16 protein-coding genes are annotated in these 16,502 nt (G+C 52.2%); 11 read left to right on the forward strand and 5 right to left on the reverse strand.

Annotated elements, in window-relative coordinates; genetic code table 11:
• The first annotated feature begins 89 nt into the window (after positions 1-89).
• From IEY39_RS18545 to asnB, 3 genes are read left to right on the forward strand one after another with little or no spacing between them, the layout of a single operon-like run.
• Complete coding sequence (locus IEY39_RS18545) at positions 90-707, forward strand: acyl carrier protein phosphodiesterase (protein ID WP_188934349.1); 618 nt, start codon at positions 90-92, stop codon at positions 705-707.
• 9 nt (positions 708-716) lie between these two features.
• A complete protein-coding gene (locus tag IEY39_RS18550) occupies positions 717-1,283 on the forward strand; it encodes a DUF2911 domain-containing protein (RefSeq protein WP_188934351.1) in 567 nt (188 codons plus the stop codon).
• 35 nt (positions 1,284-1,318) lie between these two features.
• Complete coding sequence (asnB, locus tag IEY39_RS18555; RefSeq protein WP_188934353.1) at positions 1,319-3,166, forward strand: asparagine synthase (glutamine-hydrolyzing); 1,848 nt, start codon at positions 1,319-1,321, stop codon at positions 3,164-3,166.
• A gap of 11 nt (positions 3,167-3,177) precedes the next feature.
• Here asnB and IEY39_RS18560 read toward each other — a convergent pair whose 3' ends face one another.
• Positions 3,178-3,642, reverse strand: a complete 465-nt coding sequence (locus IEY39_RS18560) for a PepSY-like domain-containing protein (protein ID WP_188934355.1) — start codon at positions 3,640-3,642, stop codon at positions 3,178-3,180.
• 278 nt (positions 3,643-3,920) lie between these two features.
• On the opposite strand from IEY39_RS18560, the gene IEY39_RS18565 reads away from it, so the two are divergent.
• From IEY39_RS18565 to IEY39_RS18580, 4 genes are all read left to right on the forward strand, one after another.
• The gene (locus IEY39_RS18565) at positions 3,921-5,060 is read left to right on the forward strand and encodes a cystathionine gamma-synthase (protein WP_188934357.1); all 1,140 of its coding nucleotides are present in this window, start codon (positions 3,921-3,923) and stop codon (positions 5,058-5,060) included.
• Positions 5,044-5,931, forward strand: coding sequence for a TIGR02757 family protein (locus IEY39_RS18570; RefSeq protein WP_229688977.1), 888 nt, complete (start codon positions 5,044-5,046; stop codon positions 5,929-5,931). The genes IEY39_RS18565 and IEY39_RS18570 overlap by 17 nt, the downstream gene beginning before the upstream one ends.
• Before the next feature lie 69 nt (positions 5,932-6,000).
• Positions 6,001-6,324 carry a hypothetical protein gene (locus IEY39_RS18575; protein ID WP_188934359.1) on the forward strand — a complete coding sequence of 108 codons (324 nt, stop codon included), beginning with the start codon at positions 6,001-6,003 and terminating at the stop codon, positions 6,322-6,324.
• A gap of 3 nt (positions 6,325-6,327) precedes the next feature.
• Complete coding sequence (locus tag IEY39_RS18580; protein ID WP_188934361.1) at positions 6,328-7,518, forward strand: GNAT family N-acetyltransferase; 1,191 nt, start codon at positions 6,328-6,330, stop codon at positions 7,516-7,518.
• Here the strand turns inward: IEY39_RS18580 and IEY39_RS18585 are convergent.
• Both IEY39_RS18585 and IEY39_RS18590 read right to left on the reverse strand, forming a co-directional pair.
• On the reverse strand, positions 7,507-8,163 hold the full coding sequence (locus IEY39_RS18585) for a sterol desaturase family protein (RefSeq protein WP_188934363.1): 657 nt from the start codon (positions 8,161-8,163) through the stop codon (positions 7,507-7,509). The two genes, IEY39_RS18580 and IEY39_RS18585, sit on opposite strands and share 12 nt — an antisense overlap.
• 70 nt (positions 8,164-8,233) lie before the next feature.
• Positions 8,234-9,325, reverse strand: coding sequence for a fatty acid desaturase family protein (locus IEY39_RS18590; protein WP_188934365.1), 1,092 nt, complete (start codon positions 9,323-9,325; stop codon positions 8,234-8,236).
• Positions 9,326-9,406: 81 nt separating this feature from the next.
• Here IEY39_RS18590 and IEY39_RS18595 point away from each other — a divergent pair, with 81 nt between their 5' ends.
• The 4 genes from IEY39_RS18595 to IEY39_RS18610 all read left to right on the forward strand — a co-directional run bounded on the left by IEY39_RS18595 (position 9,407) and on the right by IEY39_RS18610 (position 13,399).
• Complete coding sequence (locus tag IEY39_RS18595) at positions 9,407-10,423, forward strand: fumarylacetoacetate hydrolase family protein (protein WP_188934367.1); 1,017 nt, start codon at positions 9,407-9,409, stop codon at positions 10,421-10,423.
• The gene (locus IEY39_RS18600) at positions 10,420-11,307 is read left to right on the forward strand and encodes a flavin reductase family protein (protein ID WP_188934368.1); all 888 of its coding nucleotides are present in this window, start codon (positions 10,420-10,422) and stop codon (positions 11,305-11,307) included. Before IEY39_RS18595 ends, IEY39_RS18600 begins: the two co-directional genes overlap by 4 nt.
• 20 nt (positions 11,308-11,327) lie before the next feature.
• On the forward strand, positions 11,328-12,884 hold the full coding sequence (gene lysS, locus IEY39_RS18605) for a lysine--tRNA ligase (protein ID WP_188934370.1): 1,557 nt from the start codon (positions 11,328-11,330) through the stop codon (positions 12,882-12,884).
• 137 nt (positions 12,885-13,021) lie between these two features.
• The gene (locus tag IEY39_RS18610; RefSeq protein ID WP_188934372.1) at positions 13,022-13,399 is read left to right on the forward strand and encodes a DoxX-related protein; all 378 of its coding nucleotides are present in this window, start codon (positions 13,022-13,024) and stop codon (positions 13,397-13,399) included.
• Between the two features lie 106 nt (positions 13,400-13,505).
• Here IEY39_RS18610 and IEY39_RS18615 read toward each other — a convergent pair whose 3' ends face one another.
• Together IEY39_RS18615 and IEY39_RS18620 are read right to left on the reverse strand one after the other, a co-directional pair.
• Complete coding sequence (locus IEY39_RS18615) at positions 13,506-14,330, reverse strand: SDR family oxidoreductase (protein WP_188934374.1); 825 nt, start codon at positions 14,328-14,330, stop codon at positions 13,506-13,508.
• 593 nt (positions 14,331-14,923) lie between these two features.
• Positions 14,924-16,474: an MDR family MFS transporter gene (locus IEY39_RS18620; RefSeq protein WP_188934377.1), complete on the reverse strand. Its 1,551-nt coding sequence runs from the start codon at positions 16,472-16,474 to the stop codon at positions 14,924-14,926.
• Positions 16,475-16,502: the final 28 nt, after the last annotated feature.

The following is a 16,502-nucleotide window of genomic DNA, read 5'->3' on the forward strand; positions in this document are numbered from 1 at the left end:
CTATCATCGCCTTTATGAGTGAGCAAGCCAATATTGATCAGCGGAAAAGGATGTTAATACTATTAACAGAAATTCGATAAATTGTAGGAATGAATTATCTCGCACATGCCTATCTGTCATTCGAACTGCCGGAGATAACGGTAGGCAACCTGATCAGTGATTTTATAAAAGGCAAGCAAAAAGAAGCTTTTCCGGAAAAGATCAGACAGGGGATCATGCTCCACCGGGCTATCGACGGCTTTACCGATACTCATCCTACTACCCGCCAGGCGAAATCCTATTTCAGGGAAGCGTATGGCCTGTATTCCGGTGCGCTGGTAGATATCGTTTACGACCATTTTTTGGCGAACGATGCGTTGACCTTTCCGCCCGATGAGAACAATAGCTCCCTAAAGGCCTTTGCACAAAGGACTTACGAAAGGGTGGGGGACTGGCAGGCCATTCTCCCTCAACGGTTTGCCCGGTTATTCCATTATATGCGGACGCAGGACTGGTTAGCCAACTATGGTCATAAGGAACTAATTTTTAACAGCTTTGAAGGATTGGCCAGACGGGCCAGCTATATGCCCCCGCCCGGGCAGGCCATAACGCTGTTTGAGACGCATTATGCCGGGCTGGAAGCCTGTTATGTGGATTTTTTTCCGGAGGTGAAAGATTTTGCGCTTCGGACCCTTCAACAGCTGCAACAGGATGGGAAAAAAGAATAATTTTGGCCCATGAAGCAGATCGTCTTGTTAGTGAGTTTGATCATGGGTATCACTGTGGCAAAGGCGCAAACGCAGCCAACCCCTCCCAACCTGGACAGTAGCCCGCTCGATATGAGCTATTATCCGGTTGACTATCCTGTGCTGAAGATACAGGACAAGGTTTCCGAACCACTGGTCGCGCGGGTAGTCTATAGCCGGCCACAGAAAAGAGGCAGGAAGCTGTTTGGCGATCTTATCAGCTATGGACAGATCTGGCGACTGGGCGCCAATGAAGCGACAGAGATCGAGTTTTTCCGGGATGTGAAGATCGACAACAAGATAGCGAAGAAGGGCCGGTATACGCTGTATGCCCTCGTCAATGAAGACAAATGGACCGTCATCCTGAACAAGGAAACCGACACCTGGGGCGCCTTCCGGTATGATTCTTCCAAAGACGTCCTGCGGAGCACGGTGGCGGTGGAAAAACGATCGGATATTGCCGAAGCTTTTTCCATCTCCTTTCAAAAATCGGGGAAAGGCGCCGATTTGCTGTTCAGTTGGGATGATGTGCTGGTGCGGCTTCCCATAACCTGGTAGGGCCACGGGCGCCGGATAAATCACAAATTCACTCTATGTGCGGTATTGCAGGCATTCTTTCTGCCGACGCGGCGAAGATAACTCCACAGCGGCTGAAGGACATGACTGCCGCGATTGCCCATCGCGGCCCCGATGGTGAAGGGGTCTGGATCAGCCCTTCCGGTGTGGCGGGACTGGGCCATCGCCGGCTGTCGATCATCGACCTCAGCCCTGCCGGCGCCCAACCGATGCATTACCTCAACCGCTATACGATAATCCACAACGGAGAGTTGTACAATTATCTCGAATTACGCGACATCCTGCAGGCAAAGGGCTACACCTTCTACTCCCGCACGGATACCGAGGTCATCGCAGCCGCCTTCGATCATTTCGGGGCGGAATGCCTCCAATATTTTGACGGCATGTTTGCTTTTGCCATCTGGGATGAAACGACGCAGCGAGTCTTTATTGCCCGCGACCGTTTTGGCGAAAAACCGCTGTTCTTCTATCACGACGCAGCCGAATTCCTTTTTGCCAGCGAGCTGAAGGCCCTGTGGGCCGCAGGGGTGAAGAAGGAAAGCAATCTCAAAATGATCTTTAACTTCCTCACCATCGGCTATACTCAGAACCCGGCCGATGCAGCGGAGACCTTCTTCCAAAATATCTATAAGCTGCCGGCCCGGTCGTTTCTCTTCTATCATCCCGTCACGAGAGACCTGGAGATCTCGGCCTACTGGGACATCGAAGCAGAACAGACCCGCACCATCACCGAAGAAAACGCCATCGAAACATTCAGCCGGTTGTTCCATGCATCTGTCCACCGGCGGCTTCGCAGCGATGTCCGGGTAGGAACAAGCCTCAGCGGTGGATTGGACAGTTCGTCGGTGGTGGCCTGTATCCTGAAGGAACAGGATGCACCTGTTGACTTACCGACCTTTTCCGCCTTATTTCCGGGCTTTGAAAAAGATGAATCCGCCTATATCGGGTTGCTTACGCGGCATTATTCCCTGCAAAATCATCCGACGACACCTACTGCCGCCGGGCTCATCAAGGATTTCGAACGGCTGGTCTATCACCAGGAAGAGCCTTTCCTTTCCTCCAGCATCTATGCCCAATGGGCCGTATACGAGCTGGCCGCCCGCAACAAGGTGAAGGTCTTACTGGACGGACAAGGCGCCGACGAACTGCTGGCCGGATACCACAAATACTACAACTGGTACTGGCAGGAGTTGTATCGCCGCGATAAGAAGACGCTTGCGCTTGAGCTGGAAGCCGCCAGGGAATCGGGGGTCAGCGAGGGCTTCACCTGGAAGAACCGGCTGGCCGCTTGGCTGCCAGGATATACCGGAGTGATCCTGAAAAAAGCGCGATCGGCACAACAACGCCGGAGCAGCGATCTCTCCCGGGACTTTATCCGGGAGTCGGGCGTCTCATATTACGATATCCCACATATTGATAAATTGAACGGCGTTCTCTATTACAACACGTTTATGAACGGAATGGAAGAGCTTTTGCGTTACGCCGACCGCAATTCCATGGCACATGGCGTCGAAGTCAGGCTGCCTTTCCTGGATCACACACTTGTTGAATTCGTGTTCTCACTGCCCGCACACTTTAAGATCAGGCGAGGCTGGACGAAGTGGTTATTGCGCAGGAGCATGGAGGATATCCTGCCTGGGGAGATCGCCTGGCGAAAGGATAAGACCGGTTTTGAGCCGCCACAAAAAACCTGGATGGAAGACCCCATGATGCAGGAATATCTTTTCGAAGCACGGCGAACCCTGGTAAAAGCCGGTATCCTTACGCCCCGTGTCCTTCAAAAAAAAATTCAGCCGCAGGAGGTCCATGCGGCTGAAAATAGGGACTGGCGGTATCTGGTTACGGCAGCAAGCCTTTTCGCGTGAGATGCGGCGGCTTAGCTGGCCTTCTTGTATTTTTCCACTACCTGCATGATTCCGTCGGTATTGGACTTAACGGTGATCCAGTTGTCGGCATCTTCCAGCTTGATATAATATTCAACGGAATTGTCGTTTGTCACTTCGGTGACGCCAAACACCTTCTTATCTGCATATTTCTTTTGCAGCCGGTAAAGGATGTTGACGGGAAGGTTCTTCTCCGAGTAATAGCGCAGTGAATTGAGGAAATTCCCATCCTTATCATATTCCACTTTTGTAAGGATGTCGCCTTGTTTGAAGTTGACCATGTACCTGTCTTCGGTTTCCGCCCATTTTACCTGCTGAGCATCGGGGAAGGTCTTGTGAAAGGCCTGCAATAATTTATCGCTGATGTTGATATCCGAGGCTGCGAAGGTTCTCCCTGCGGACAGGGCGAAAAGGCAGCAAGCGATGAGTAAGCTTCTTTGAAGGAGTCTGCGTGCCATAGCATTTATTTTTTAAAGTTTTTTGAAACAAGTTCATTTGATGATGTAAAACTATAGTGTAAAAGAGCCGGTGTCAAGCATTTCTACATCTCCGGCAACCCTTGTCCAGAGCGGATTACAACTGTATAGTTGCGCGTTCGACCAAAGGAGGTAAAACCACTTATTAAACCGGTGAAAAGGTGCGTGAAGCCGTCAGCGCCGTGTTGCATTTTAGGGGTTAAGCTTTTGTTAAACTGGATAAGCATATATGAGTGGTTGTCCCTTTGTATCTTTAGCCAATGAAACTATCTACAAAACTTATACATGCAGGAGTAGAGCCGGACCCTTCCACCGGCGCCATCATGACTCCCATCTATCAGACCTCTACTTATGTCCAAAGCGCACCGGGTGTGCATAAAGGCTATGAGTATGCCCGTTCGCAAAACCCTACGCGCGCCGCACTGGAAGCCGCTCTTGCCCAGATAGAGAATGGCCGGCATGGTCTCTGTTTCAGCAGTGGCGTTGCCGCGAGCGATGCTGTCCTTCGTCTGCTCGTCCCGGGCGATGAAGTAATTGCGTGCAACGATCTGTATGGCGGAACGTACCGCTTGTTCACGAAGATCTTCGAGAAGACCGGCATCCGGTTCCATTTTGTCAATATGCAGGAGGCAGAAGCTATTCGTCCTTATATTAATGCCAAGACCCGGCTCATCTGGGCGGAAACGCCGACCAATCCGCTGATGAATATTGTGGATATCGAAGCATTGGCATCGATCGCAAAAGAGAAGCGCATCCTGCTTTGCGTCGACAATACCTTTGCTTCGCCGTATCTGCAGAACCCGCTTGACCTGGGCGCCGACATCGTCCTGCACAGCGCCACCAAATACCTGGGCGGACATAGTGACGTGATCCACGGCTGTCTGGTGATGAACGATGATGAGCTGCGGGAGAAATTATATTTTGTCCAGAAGAGCTGTGGCGCCGTACCCGGACCACAGGACTGTTTTCTGGTGCTGCGAGGTTTAAAGACCTTACATGTTCGGATGGACCGCCATTGCATCAATGGGGAAGTCATCGCGCATTGGTTGCGGAGTCATCCCAAAGTGGGAAAGGTCTATTGGTGCGGATTCCAGGACCATCCCGGCTACGCCATCGCCAGGAAGCAGATGCGGGGCTTTGGCGGGATGATGAGCTTTACGTTAAAGGACGATAGTCTTGAAGCCGCGAAGAAGGTATTGTCCTCCACCAGGCTCCTTGCGCTGGCCGAGAGTCTTGGCGGCGTGGAATCGCTGATCAATCACCCGGCGAGTATGACCCATGCGTCCATCCCGCGGGAAGAACGGCTTAAAAACGGGTTGACCGACTCGCTCATCCGCCTCAGCATCGGCATCGAAGACGTGGACGATCTTAAAGCCGACCTCAGTGAAGCCATCGGTTAGACCGGCTGGCGGCGACGCTGCGAAGCCGGAGCGCGCGCGGCTGAAGGAGCTCAGCGCTTTCCTCAACAGGAAAGTGGCCGAATATAACCGGCCTTCCTTTATTGCCAGCGACCCGGTGAGCATCCCGCACCAATTTACCCGGCAGCAGGATATCGAGATCGCCGGCTTCTTTTCGGCTATCTTCTCCTGGGGCAACAGGACGACTATCATCCGCAAAGCGGACGAGCTGATGCAGCTGATGGATCGGGCCCCGCACCAGTTCGTCCTGCAACATACCGATGCCGATCTGAAAAAGCTGCTGGATTTCCGTCACCGGACGTTCAACGCCACCGATCTGTTGTACTTTGTCGCGTTTTTCCATCATCATTATAGTCATTATGACTCGCTGGAGGATGCCTTTTTACGTCCCTGGGAAGAGCGGGGGGCTGCACCCGATGGGGCGGCCGCGGGTGCGGGGCCTGCGGATGGAGGGCCTGTACCCGATGGCTGGGAGGCCGAGCGCGCACTGTCGGCATTCTACCATTACTTTTTCTCTTTGGACGAGACGCCACCCCGGACGCGCAAGCATATTGCATCGCCGGAAAAGCGTTCGAGCTGCAAGCGAATCAATATGTTCCTCCGCTGGATGGTGCGGCGGGATGAGAATGGTGTCGATTTTGGTCTTTGGCGGCGTATCCCTCCTGCCCGCCTCGTCTGTCCGCTCGACGTGCATGTAGCCAGGGTGGCAAAGAAATTTGGCCTGCTGTCACGGCCGCAGGCCGACTGGCTGGCGGCAATGGAGCTGACGGCTCACCTGCTGCAGTTGGACCCCGATGATCCCGTCAAATACGATTTTGCTTTATTTGGATTGGGCGTGATGGAAAAATTCTGAACAACAGCTTTTTTTCATTGTTATCGTTACCTTACTTTTGGTATATAAACCAATCAGCTAGAGGTAAATATGTACGACACCGAACAACTTATACAGGAGCTGAACGGGTCGTTTGGCTGGGAGCTGGCCCGGGGACTCAGGCCGGAGGAATTGGAAGAGCTGTTGGCAGAGAATTTGAACCGATGGATACTAACGGATTTCAATGCCTTGTTACAATTCCTGTACCGCATCGACATCAGTGAAACGAGAGTACGAAGCCTCTTAAAAGAAGAGCCAAATGAAGATGCCGGTCGACTACTGGCAAAACTGGTTTTGGAAAGGCAATGGCAAAAAATGCAGACCCGGCAGCAGTTCAGGTCCGGGGATGCAAGTAGCGATGAAGAAAGATGGTAGAATATGCAACTCATCGAAGTATCCAATCGATCGGCAGATCGGCAATTTATCGATCTTCCCAGGACCTTGTACAAAAGGGATGCAGCCTGGATATGTCCGCTTGATGCGGATATAGCTGCTGTATTCGACACCAGCCGCAACAGCTTTTTCTCTCACGGCCGTTGCACCCGCTGGATATTACTGGATGGTGCCGGCAGGACCATCGGCCGCATCGCCGCTTTTATCAATTATCAAAAAGCTTACCTGTATCCCCAGCCGACCGGCGGAATGGGTTTTTTCGAATGCATCGATGACGAGAAAGCCGGCCATATGCTGCTGGATGCCGCCCGCGACTGGTTGCAGGCAGAAGGCATGCAGGCCATGGAGGGGCCTGTCAATTTCGGAGAAAATGATAAATACTGGGGATTGCTCGTCGAAGGGTTCAAATCTCCTACGCTTGGCATGAACTATAATCCACCCTATTATAGCAGGATCCTCGAATCCTATGGTTTCGAGAAACATTATGACCAGCTGACCAATTTCCTCGACGCAACCATACCGCTGCCTGAGCGGTTTACCCGCATCTCGGACTGGGTGATGAAAAAGCCCGGATATACCTTCGAGCATTTCTCTATGAAGCAAAAGGAGAAGTTCTTCGCCGATTTCCAGGAAGTGTATAATGATGCCTGGTGCGAATTCGAGAACTTCACCCCGCTCGAGATGCCGACGATCCGCGAATCATTCCGGCAGATGCGCCCGGTGATGGATGAGAAGATCATCTGGTTCGCCTACTACCAGGGCGAGCCTATCGCCTTTATCCTTTGCCTGCCGGATGTCAATCAATTGCTCAGGCACGTCAATGGCCGGCTCGACCTGTTGGGGAAACTAAAATTCCTGTGGTACAAGTACACCTCTACCGTCGACCGCTTACGGATCATCGTCATGGGCGCCAAGCAGAGATTTCAACAGCATGGCATAGAGTCCGCCCTTATCCGCTGCCTCCAGAAGGAGGTGTTGCCAAGGGGAACCATCAAAGGTGTGGAGCTTGCCTGGGTGGGTGATTTTAATACGAAGATGATCGCGCTGCACGAGGCTACGGGCGCCAAAAGAGACAAGGTTCACCGAACCTACCGCTATATCTTCCCTCCGGCTTCCCGGCCTTCCGATGTGGCCCAGTCGTCGCTGGAAGGGCAATTACAATTATCAATACATTAATTCCTTCACTTTCTCCTTGTCTTCTTTTTCTTTCCTGAGGTCGAACATGGTGCCAAAGACGCGATCCCAAAGGGTGCTGCTTACGCCGTAGCCTTTGTGCTCGTCCTTGTAATGGTGGAGGTGATGGTTGCGCCACAAAGGCTTCATCCATTTAAAGGGAGGATTCCAGGCGTGAATGGCGTAATGCATGCTGCCATACAGGAGGTAGCCCAGCATGAAACCGGGGAAGAATGCGAACACATTGGCGCCCATGGTCAGACGCATGAGGAAGAACACGGTGGACGCTATGATCAGACTGGGGACGGGAGGCATGAACAGCCGCTCTTTATCCCGTGGAAAATGGTGATGGTTGCCGTGCATGGTATAAATGAAGCGCTGAGCCCTTTCGCTTTCCGCGATGGCGTGAAAAGCAAACCGGTGCATAAGGTATTCAAAGAAGGTCCAGAAGAAGATGCCGCCAAAAAAGGTCAGGCCGACACGGAGGATGGGATATTGCAGGTCGGCCCCGGCATGATAAAGGAAATAAACAATTACAGGAAGATACATCCCCCAAATAACCAGAGGATGGGTCTTTGTCAGCATTTCCAGGTATTGGTTCTTAAATAATTGAGCCTGCCCTTTATTATTGATCTTTTCGAATTTCATGACGATCTGGAATTTGGGTATAAAAATACGAAGAAGCTGCCAACAATGAGCATCGGCGCCGGACCAGCTTTCATAGAACTTCTTCAAATATGTTTTCCGGCCGGCGGTTCTCCTTCAAAAGACGGTAATGGTTTACTAATGTGGTAATCAAAGGATAAGCGCGGTAGGGCCACTGATGCCGCTGCGCTTCCTCCCGGAGAAGCCGCGTGATCGCAGGGTAATATACATGACTTACGGTAGGGAACAAATGATGTGCGACGTGATAGTTGAAGCTGCCCATACACCACCGGACGAACCAGTTGTCATGAACGAGGTCATTGGTGTTATGCAACTGATGCATAAACCAGCTGTAGGGCAATTGATTGTTTGCATCGGGCAAGGGGAACTCGTTTTCCGTATTGGCATGAGGTGACAACAATACCAGCAGGGAGAAAATACTGGCGGTGAAGAGCATGACCAGGAAGGCCGCGAGCGCCTGACCCCAGGAGATGCCCAGCGCCATCTTGGGCAACGCTACCGTATAAAAAAGAAAGAACAGCTTGAAACCGAACAGGATGAAATATTCGCGAGTAGGGATCACTGTTACTTTCCATACCGGTTTCCGCCGGTTGAAAAAATCCTTAAAATCTCTGACTAACAACCAGTTAAGAAGATAAAATGGATAGATGAGGGGGAGGTAAAAATGTTGATATTTATGAATCCGGGAATAGGGCCCGTGCGGAAAGATGCGGGCGAGGCTGCTTTGCTCCACATCGCTGTCCCACCCCATGATATTGGGATAATTATGGTGCAGCCGGGTGTGGCGGATACTCCACACATAGCTATTGGCGCCCATGAGATCGAAGAGCCGGACAAAGAGGGCGTTGGCTTTTTTACTCCTGAACAGGACGCCATGAACGGCATCGTGAATGAGGTTGAGAAAATTGATCACCAGCAGCAGCCCCATACCGGCATAACAAGCATAAAATGCTGCGAGGTCCCTGCCGTAGGCCAGCGCAAGGCCATACAGGCCAAAATACAGCGGGGGATACAGGAAAGCTTTTAGCAGCATGTGCCCCCTGTACTTCGGTTCCAGCTCCGCCACCAGTTTGTTTACTTTCCCGCGGATACTATAAAACAGCCGATCTTGTTCGTCCTTTGGAAATAAAGGCCTCCGTTCCATTGCTATAGTCCCTTTACCACCGTCTATAACAACCTAAATAGCCGGAAGGTTTGTGCTCAATAATCCTATATCTTCGCGACCATGAAGCTTGTCACCTACCTCAAAGAAGGAAACGAACAGCTTGCTGTTCTGATAAATGGTTTTCTTTATGACGCCGAGACGATCTTTCCCGATGTTCCTAATTCGATGAACATGTTTCTCAACTATTGGGATGAATTGTTCCCTGTAGTGAGCGCCAGGGCGGCGGAAATGGAAGAGAGCCAGGGCCCATTGCGTTATGCCATCCCGTCGGATACCGTCGACCTGCTGGCGCCGGTGCCACTTCCTGCTTCCTGCCGTGATGGCTATGCTTTCCGCCAACATGTGGCCGCAGCAAGACGCAATCGCAAGGTTCCGATGATCCCCGAGTTCGACCAGTATCCCGTTTTTTATTTTACCAATCATCATAGCATCCAGGGCCCCGGCGAAGTCCGTTGTATGCCCGACCATTTCGACAAGCTCGATTTCGAATTGGAAGTAGCCATCGTCATTTCCCGTCATGGCCGGAATATCCCGGCTGCGGAAGCCGATGACTATATTGCCGGCCTGATGATCATGAACGATCTGAGCGCGCGGACCCTGCAAATGGAAGAAATGCTGCTCAACCTGGGACCTGCCAAGGGCAAGGATTTCGCAACGGTCACCGGTCCCTGGCTGGTGACGCCCGATGAGCTGGCCGAATTCGAGACACCCTGCAAAGAAGGCCACACGGGCAAGAGCTGGAACCTGCGGATGCAGTGCCGCATCAACGGCGTTGAGGTGAGCGACGGCAATCTCGCCGATATGGACTGGACCTTTGCCGAGCTGATCGAACGCGCTTCCTATGGCGTCGACCTGTATCCCGGTGATGTCATCGGTAGCGGAACGGTAGGAACGGGCTGTTTCCTCGAGCTGAATGGTACGGGCAAGCTCAACGACCCTGCCTACCAGGAGCAGTGGCTGCAGGAAGGAGATGTGGTGGAGCTGGAAGTGGATGGCCTGGGTGTACTGAGCAATACGATCGTCCGCGAGGACAGCGACTGGTCCTTACTGAAGCTGAAAAAAAATCGCCCTGCATGATCATCGACCTTGCTACATTGAGCGGCGTCGAAAGACAGCATTTCCTGCAATCTGCCGTAGCCCCGCGCCCCATCTGTTTCGCCAGTACGATCGATGCGGCCGGCCGGGTGAACCTCAGCCCCTTCAGCTTTTTCAATCTGTTCTCGACGAACCCGCCCATCCTCATCTTCTCACCTTCCCGGCGTGTCCGGGACAATACGACAAAACATACCTGGCAGAATGTGCAGGAGGTGGGCGAAGTAGTGATCAATATCGTCGACTATCCGATGGTGCAACAAACCAGTCTGTCCAGCTGCGACTACCCAAAAGAAGTCAATGAATTCACCAAAGCGGGTTTTACCGCCGAACCCGCTACGCTTGTCCGGCCACCGATGGTAAAGGAGAGCAAGGTAAAGATCGAGTGCCGGGTGATAGAGACAAAAGTGTTGGGGGAGCTGGGGGGCGCCGGCAACCTCGTCTTTTGCGAGGCGCTGCGGATGCATATCGATGATGCCATCCTCGACGATGCGCACAAACATATCGACCAGCGGCGGCTGCAACACGTGGCCCGGCTGGGTGGGGACTGGTACTGCCGGGTTAGCCCGGACAATCTCTTCCTCGTGGAAAAACCCAATATACGCCTCGGCATCGGAATGGACGCCCTCCCGGGCCCAATCCGTAGTAGCAAGATCCTCAGCGGCAATCAACTGGGGCAGCTGGCTAATGTCCACGAGTTGCCGGTGGTGGACCCCGCCTTCGATGATGAGCGGTTGCGGCAGATCTTCCAATATTATGCGGTGAGTCCCGAAGAGATGGAAAAGGAGTTGCATCGCTATGCGGCAGAGCTGCTGGACAGGGGAAAAGTCGCGGAGGCCTGGCAGGTTTTGCTCGCGCTGGCCGAATAACTTATCTTCGCGGGACTTTTATGAACACAGGAAATTTATCTGAACAGGAGATCATTCGGAGAGAGAAATTAGGGGAATTGACCGGACTGGGCGTCAACGCCTACCCGGCAGCATTGTATCCCGTCAATACTACTGCGACTTATATTAAAGAGAATTATAAGGAAGGCGTCAATAACGCTGAATTCGCCGATGTTTGCGTCGCCGGCCGCCTGATGAGCCGTCGGGACATGGGTAAGGCCTCTTTTGCCTCGTTGCAGGACAGCACCGGAAAGATTCAGCTGTATGTCAAGCGGGATGATGTCTGTCCTAGCGAAGACAAGAGCCTGTACGATAAAATTTGGAAACACCTGCTCGACCTGGGCGATATTGTCGGGGCTAAAGGCTATGTCTTTACCACGAAGACAGGGGAGACCTCCATTCATGTAAAGGAATTCAGCATCCTGACAAAGGCATTGAAGCCCCTGCCGGTTGCCAAGGAGAAAGAAGGGGAGACCTTTGACGCCGTTACCGATCCGGAATTTCGCTACCGTCAGCGCTACGCCGACCTCATCGTGAACCCGCAGGTGAAGGATGTTTTTGTTCGCCGGACAAAGATGATCAACGCGATTCGCAACTTCCTGAATGAGCGGGGCGCGCTGGAAGTGGACACTCCCGTGCTGCAAAGCATTCCCGGTGGCGCGGCGGCCCGGCCATTTATCACCCATCACAATGCTCTGGATGTGCCCTTTTACCTGCGCATCGCCAACGAGCTTTATCTCAAACGGCTTATTGTCGGCGGGTTCGACTGGGTCTATGAATTTTCCCGCAACTTTCGCAATGAAGGCATGGACCGGACGCACAATCCCGAGTTTACCGTATTGGAATTCTATGTCGCCTATAAGGACTATCTGTGGATGATGGAGACAACCGAGCAGCTGCTGGAAAACGCCGCCATCGTCACCAACGGCAGCACCACCGTGGAAGTAGATGGAAAGACCGTCGACTTCAAGGCCCCTTACCGCCGCATTTCCATGTATGACGCGATAAAGGAGCATACCGGCATCGATATCAGCGGCATGGACGAAGAAGGCCTGAGAGAAGTATGCCACAAGCTGCATATCCACGCCGACCCGACGATGGGCAAGGGTAAGCTGATCGACGAGATTTTCAGCTCGAAGTGTGAAGAGCATTTTATCCAGCCGACCTTTATCATCGACTACCCCGTCGAAATGAGTCCCCTGACCAAGAAGCACCGCAGCAAACCCGGGCTGGTCGAGCGTTTCGAACTCATGGTCAACGGGAAGGAGATAGCCAATGCCTATAGCGAACTCAACGACCCGATAGATCAGCGTGAGCGATTTGAAGCGCAGTTGCAATTGATGGAGCGGGGAGATGATGAAGCGATGTTTATCGACCACGACTTTCTACGCGCCCTGGAATATGGAATGCCGCCTACCGCCGGTATTGGATTTGGCATCGATCGCATCTGTATGCTGATGACCGGGCAGCCGAGCATCCAGGATGTGCTTTTCTTCCCGCAGATGAGACCAGAGAAGACGCCCGAACAGACCCTGGAGCACCCCAAGGCGGATATTTAACCCCGAAGTTGATATTTATTGCCCAAACCAGGGTCCTAACGGGTCAAACTACCGGGCATGCCCATTGCTGTGCAAAAATCGTTTATGGTTATCTGCTATTTTTTTGTTATATTAGAAGTGACTAAAACGATTGCCATATGGATAATGCAACCCTCTCCAGAATCGGGACGATTTTCTATGCCCTCGTTATTGGTTTCTTTGGCGTCAACCACTTCCTGTATGGAACTGGCATGCAGAAAATGGTACCCGCCTTTCTCGGGGGCGGGGTCTTCTGGGTATACGCCACCGGCGCTTGCCTGCTACTTGCATCGCTCGCCTTCCTCATCAACAAACAGGTTCGCCTGGCGGCCCTGTTGTTATGCCTTTTCCTACTGCTTATTGTATTGACCGTGCACCTTCCGGCCGTGATGAGCGCCCCGGATAACAATGCCCGGCGATTCCCGCTGACCAATCTGATCAAGGACACGGGGCTTGCTGCAGCTGCGCTGATGGTGGCTGGGCAGGCCAAGAAGTGAGATGATTGATCTGCTGGTTATTGTAAAAAAAACTCCTCCCGCGCTAGGCGGGAGGACTGTTGCTTTTTTTACCCAAGGATCAAAATGAAAAAGAGTTCTCGACTATTTAGAGAAACAGGTCGTTCATGAGTTTCTGGTCGGGATTGATGGCGTATTTACCAAAATCGGTGATCCCTTCCTGTTGTAGAACGTCTTCATCGATAAAAAAATTGCCTGTGGTCTCAAAAGACGGTTTTAGCAAAATATAGTAGGCCGCATCGGCAACGATGTCTGCGGTACGGCTTCGCTGGATGAGGAAGTCGCCGCCGAGCACATTCTTCACCGCGGCAGTAGCGATAATAGTCTTTGGCCAGAGGGCGTTTGCAGCTATCCGGTATTGCCTCAGCTCTTCGGCCAGCCCCAGCACGATCATGCTCATCCCATATTTACTCAGCGTATAGGCAAGATGGGGCGCAAACCAACGATTATCCAGGTTCAGTGGTGGCGACAGATTCAGGATATGCGGGTTATGGGCTTGTTTGAGATGGGGGATACAGGCCTGGCTCATAAAGTATGTTCCCCGGACATTGATGTCCTGCATCAGGTCGTAACGCTTGGGCTCTACATGTTCGGTTGTGGCGATGTTGATGGCGCTGGCGTTGTTGACCAGGATGTCGATGCCTCCAAAGGTCTCGACCGTCCTGGCGACAATGGATTGGATGTTTTCATCGAAGCGGATGTCGCCCTGTAAGGGGAGGACGCGGCCGCCGCCGGCGGCGGTTATTTCTTCGGCCGCGGTATAGATGGTTCCTTCTAACTTGGGGTTGGGCTCGGCTGTCTTACCCACGATAGCGATATTAGCGCCCTCTTTTGCCAGCCGAAGAGCGATGGCTTTGCCGATGCCACGGGTGCCTCCGGTGATAAGTACTGTTTTGTTCTCGAAATTCCTCATGAAGATTGATCTGGATCATTTTAGTAAACTACAAAATAGGCTAATTTATGATGCAGCCAAAAAAATCGCGTGTCAATACCAAGCCCGTATTCGTAGTTCTACGAGTTCAACCGTAAATTCATCAACATAGAAATAACGCGTTTATTCTCTTGCGCTCATTAACACCAAGTTGTATGTTTGTATTGTTAAGTATGATCGACAAGCGATTCACGATCCAATAATCCTGGGAAAGCCAACTGAATGAATGAATGAAAAAATCCGAAGAAAAACCAAAAATCCAATTTCCAACTGAAATCCGTCATCCAAGATCCTTAACAAAAACCAGAATCAATCCAATCATCCGTCGAAACCCTGAATCCTTTATCGATCAAAACTTATTCAGTTAAATCCAAAATCCACTTCGAATCCAGATCCTAAGAACAAGCCGAATTAAAATTTGTACCTATTGATGGCCGAGAACTGTTGGTTAAGTATCGTACAAAAAAATTGAAAAGTCCTGAGTAAGATCAGGACTTTTCTTTTGCATGGACCTATGGTCTGAGCTGTTGATTTGGTTGCCGTTCGGTTGTATCTTTTTCCTATCTAATAATTTATTAGTGTGCGTCGACGGGCATCGCCACCGGTTTCTTTTTAAAAGGTTGTAAGAAAATGAGTGGTACACAGCAAAGGGTGAATACGCCGATGAGCAGGTAGACCCCGTTGTATGTGGTGAGCATGGTCTGTTTGGTGACAATGCCTTCTACCGCCGCATACCCCATTTCCTGGGCCCGGGTGTAGGGAATGCCCTGGGCAAGGAAACCCTGTACTATCTGGTTATACCTCGCGGTAAAGGCCGGATTAAAGTTGTGGATATTCTCCAGGATAATTGCCCGGTTGGTCCCCATCCGGATGTGGATGATGGTGGTCATAATGGCGATGCCGAAGGAACCACCCAGCTGCCGCATCATATTGTTCAGACCCGTACCCTGGCCGATCTCGGGGCCTCTCAGGTCGGCAATAGCCAGTGTGGTCAGGGGCACGAACAGGATAGCCATTCCGACGCCCCGGACAATGAGGGGCCAGAAGAAGTTGCCGGTACCGGATTCCAGGGTGCTGCTGGACAACATCCAGCAGAATATAAAAAAGAGGATAAAGCCGCCGGCCGAGAGGATCTGCGCCGGGAAACCCTTCTTTAGCAGATTACCCACAAACGGCATACACATGATGGTGGCCAGGCCGCCCGGGAAGAGGATCAGACCCGTCTGTTGAGCGGTGAATCCCAGGAGGTTCTGACAGAATACCGGGAAGATGAAAGTACTTCCGTAGAGGGCCACTCCCAGCACGAAGGAAGTGAATATGCCGATAAAGAAGCTTCGATGGCGCAGTATCCTGAAGTTGACCACGGGATAATCGATGCTCACTTCCCGCCATACAAAGCAGATCGCAGAAACGATAGTTGTCCAGATGAGTGCGGTGATCCACCACGTCTGGGTCCAGTCCTTATCCTCGCCCTTTTCCAGCACTACCTGGAGGGCGCCCACACCCAGGGCCAGGAAGAAGATACCCCACCAGTCGATGCGCTTCCCCTGGCCGTATTTTGGCGACTCCCGCACAAAGGTGGACACGCAAAAGGCTGCAATCGCACCTACCGGGATATTGACGTAGAAGATCCACTCCCAGGAAAGGTTATCGGTGATAAAGCCACCGATGGTCGGTCCTACGGTCGGTCCGACAACGGCGCCCAGGCCGAAAAGGGCGGTCGCCATCCCCACTTCACTGGGTGGCCAAGTCTCGAGCAGTATCGCCTGTCCGGTAGAGATAAGGCCCCCGCCGGCAAGCCCCTGCAGTAGCCGGAAAGCGATGAGTTCGGAAAGGCTATGGGAATTCCCGCAGAGGAAGGAAGCGACGGTAAAAATCAGGATCGAAGCCAGAAAGTAGTTCTTCCGGCCAAACCGGTCGCCCAACCATCCCGACATGGGCAGGATGATTACGTTGGCCACGGCATAACCCGTCACGATCCAGTTGGCGTCTTCGAGCGTGGCGCCCAGGTTACCCATGATGTTGGGGAGCGCCACGTTGACAATGGTCGTATCGATCAGCTCCAGCAGGGCGGCCGTAATAACGGTGAAAGTGATGATCCACCTTCTAAAACCATATTCTGCCATATCAAAAAATTTAAATGTTCAATTCTGC

Origin of the sequence: Puia dinghuensis (assembly GCF_014642875.1) — a bacterium.
Lineage (GTDB): Bacteria > Bacteroidota > Bacteroidia > Chitinophagales > Chitinophagaceae > Puia > Puia dinghuensis.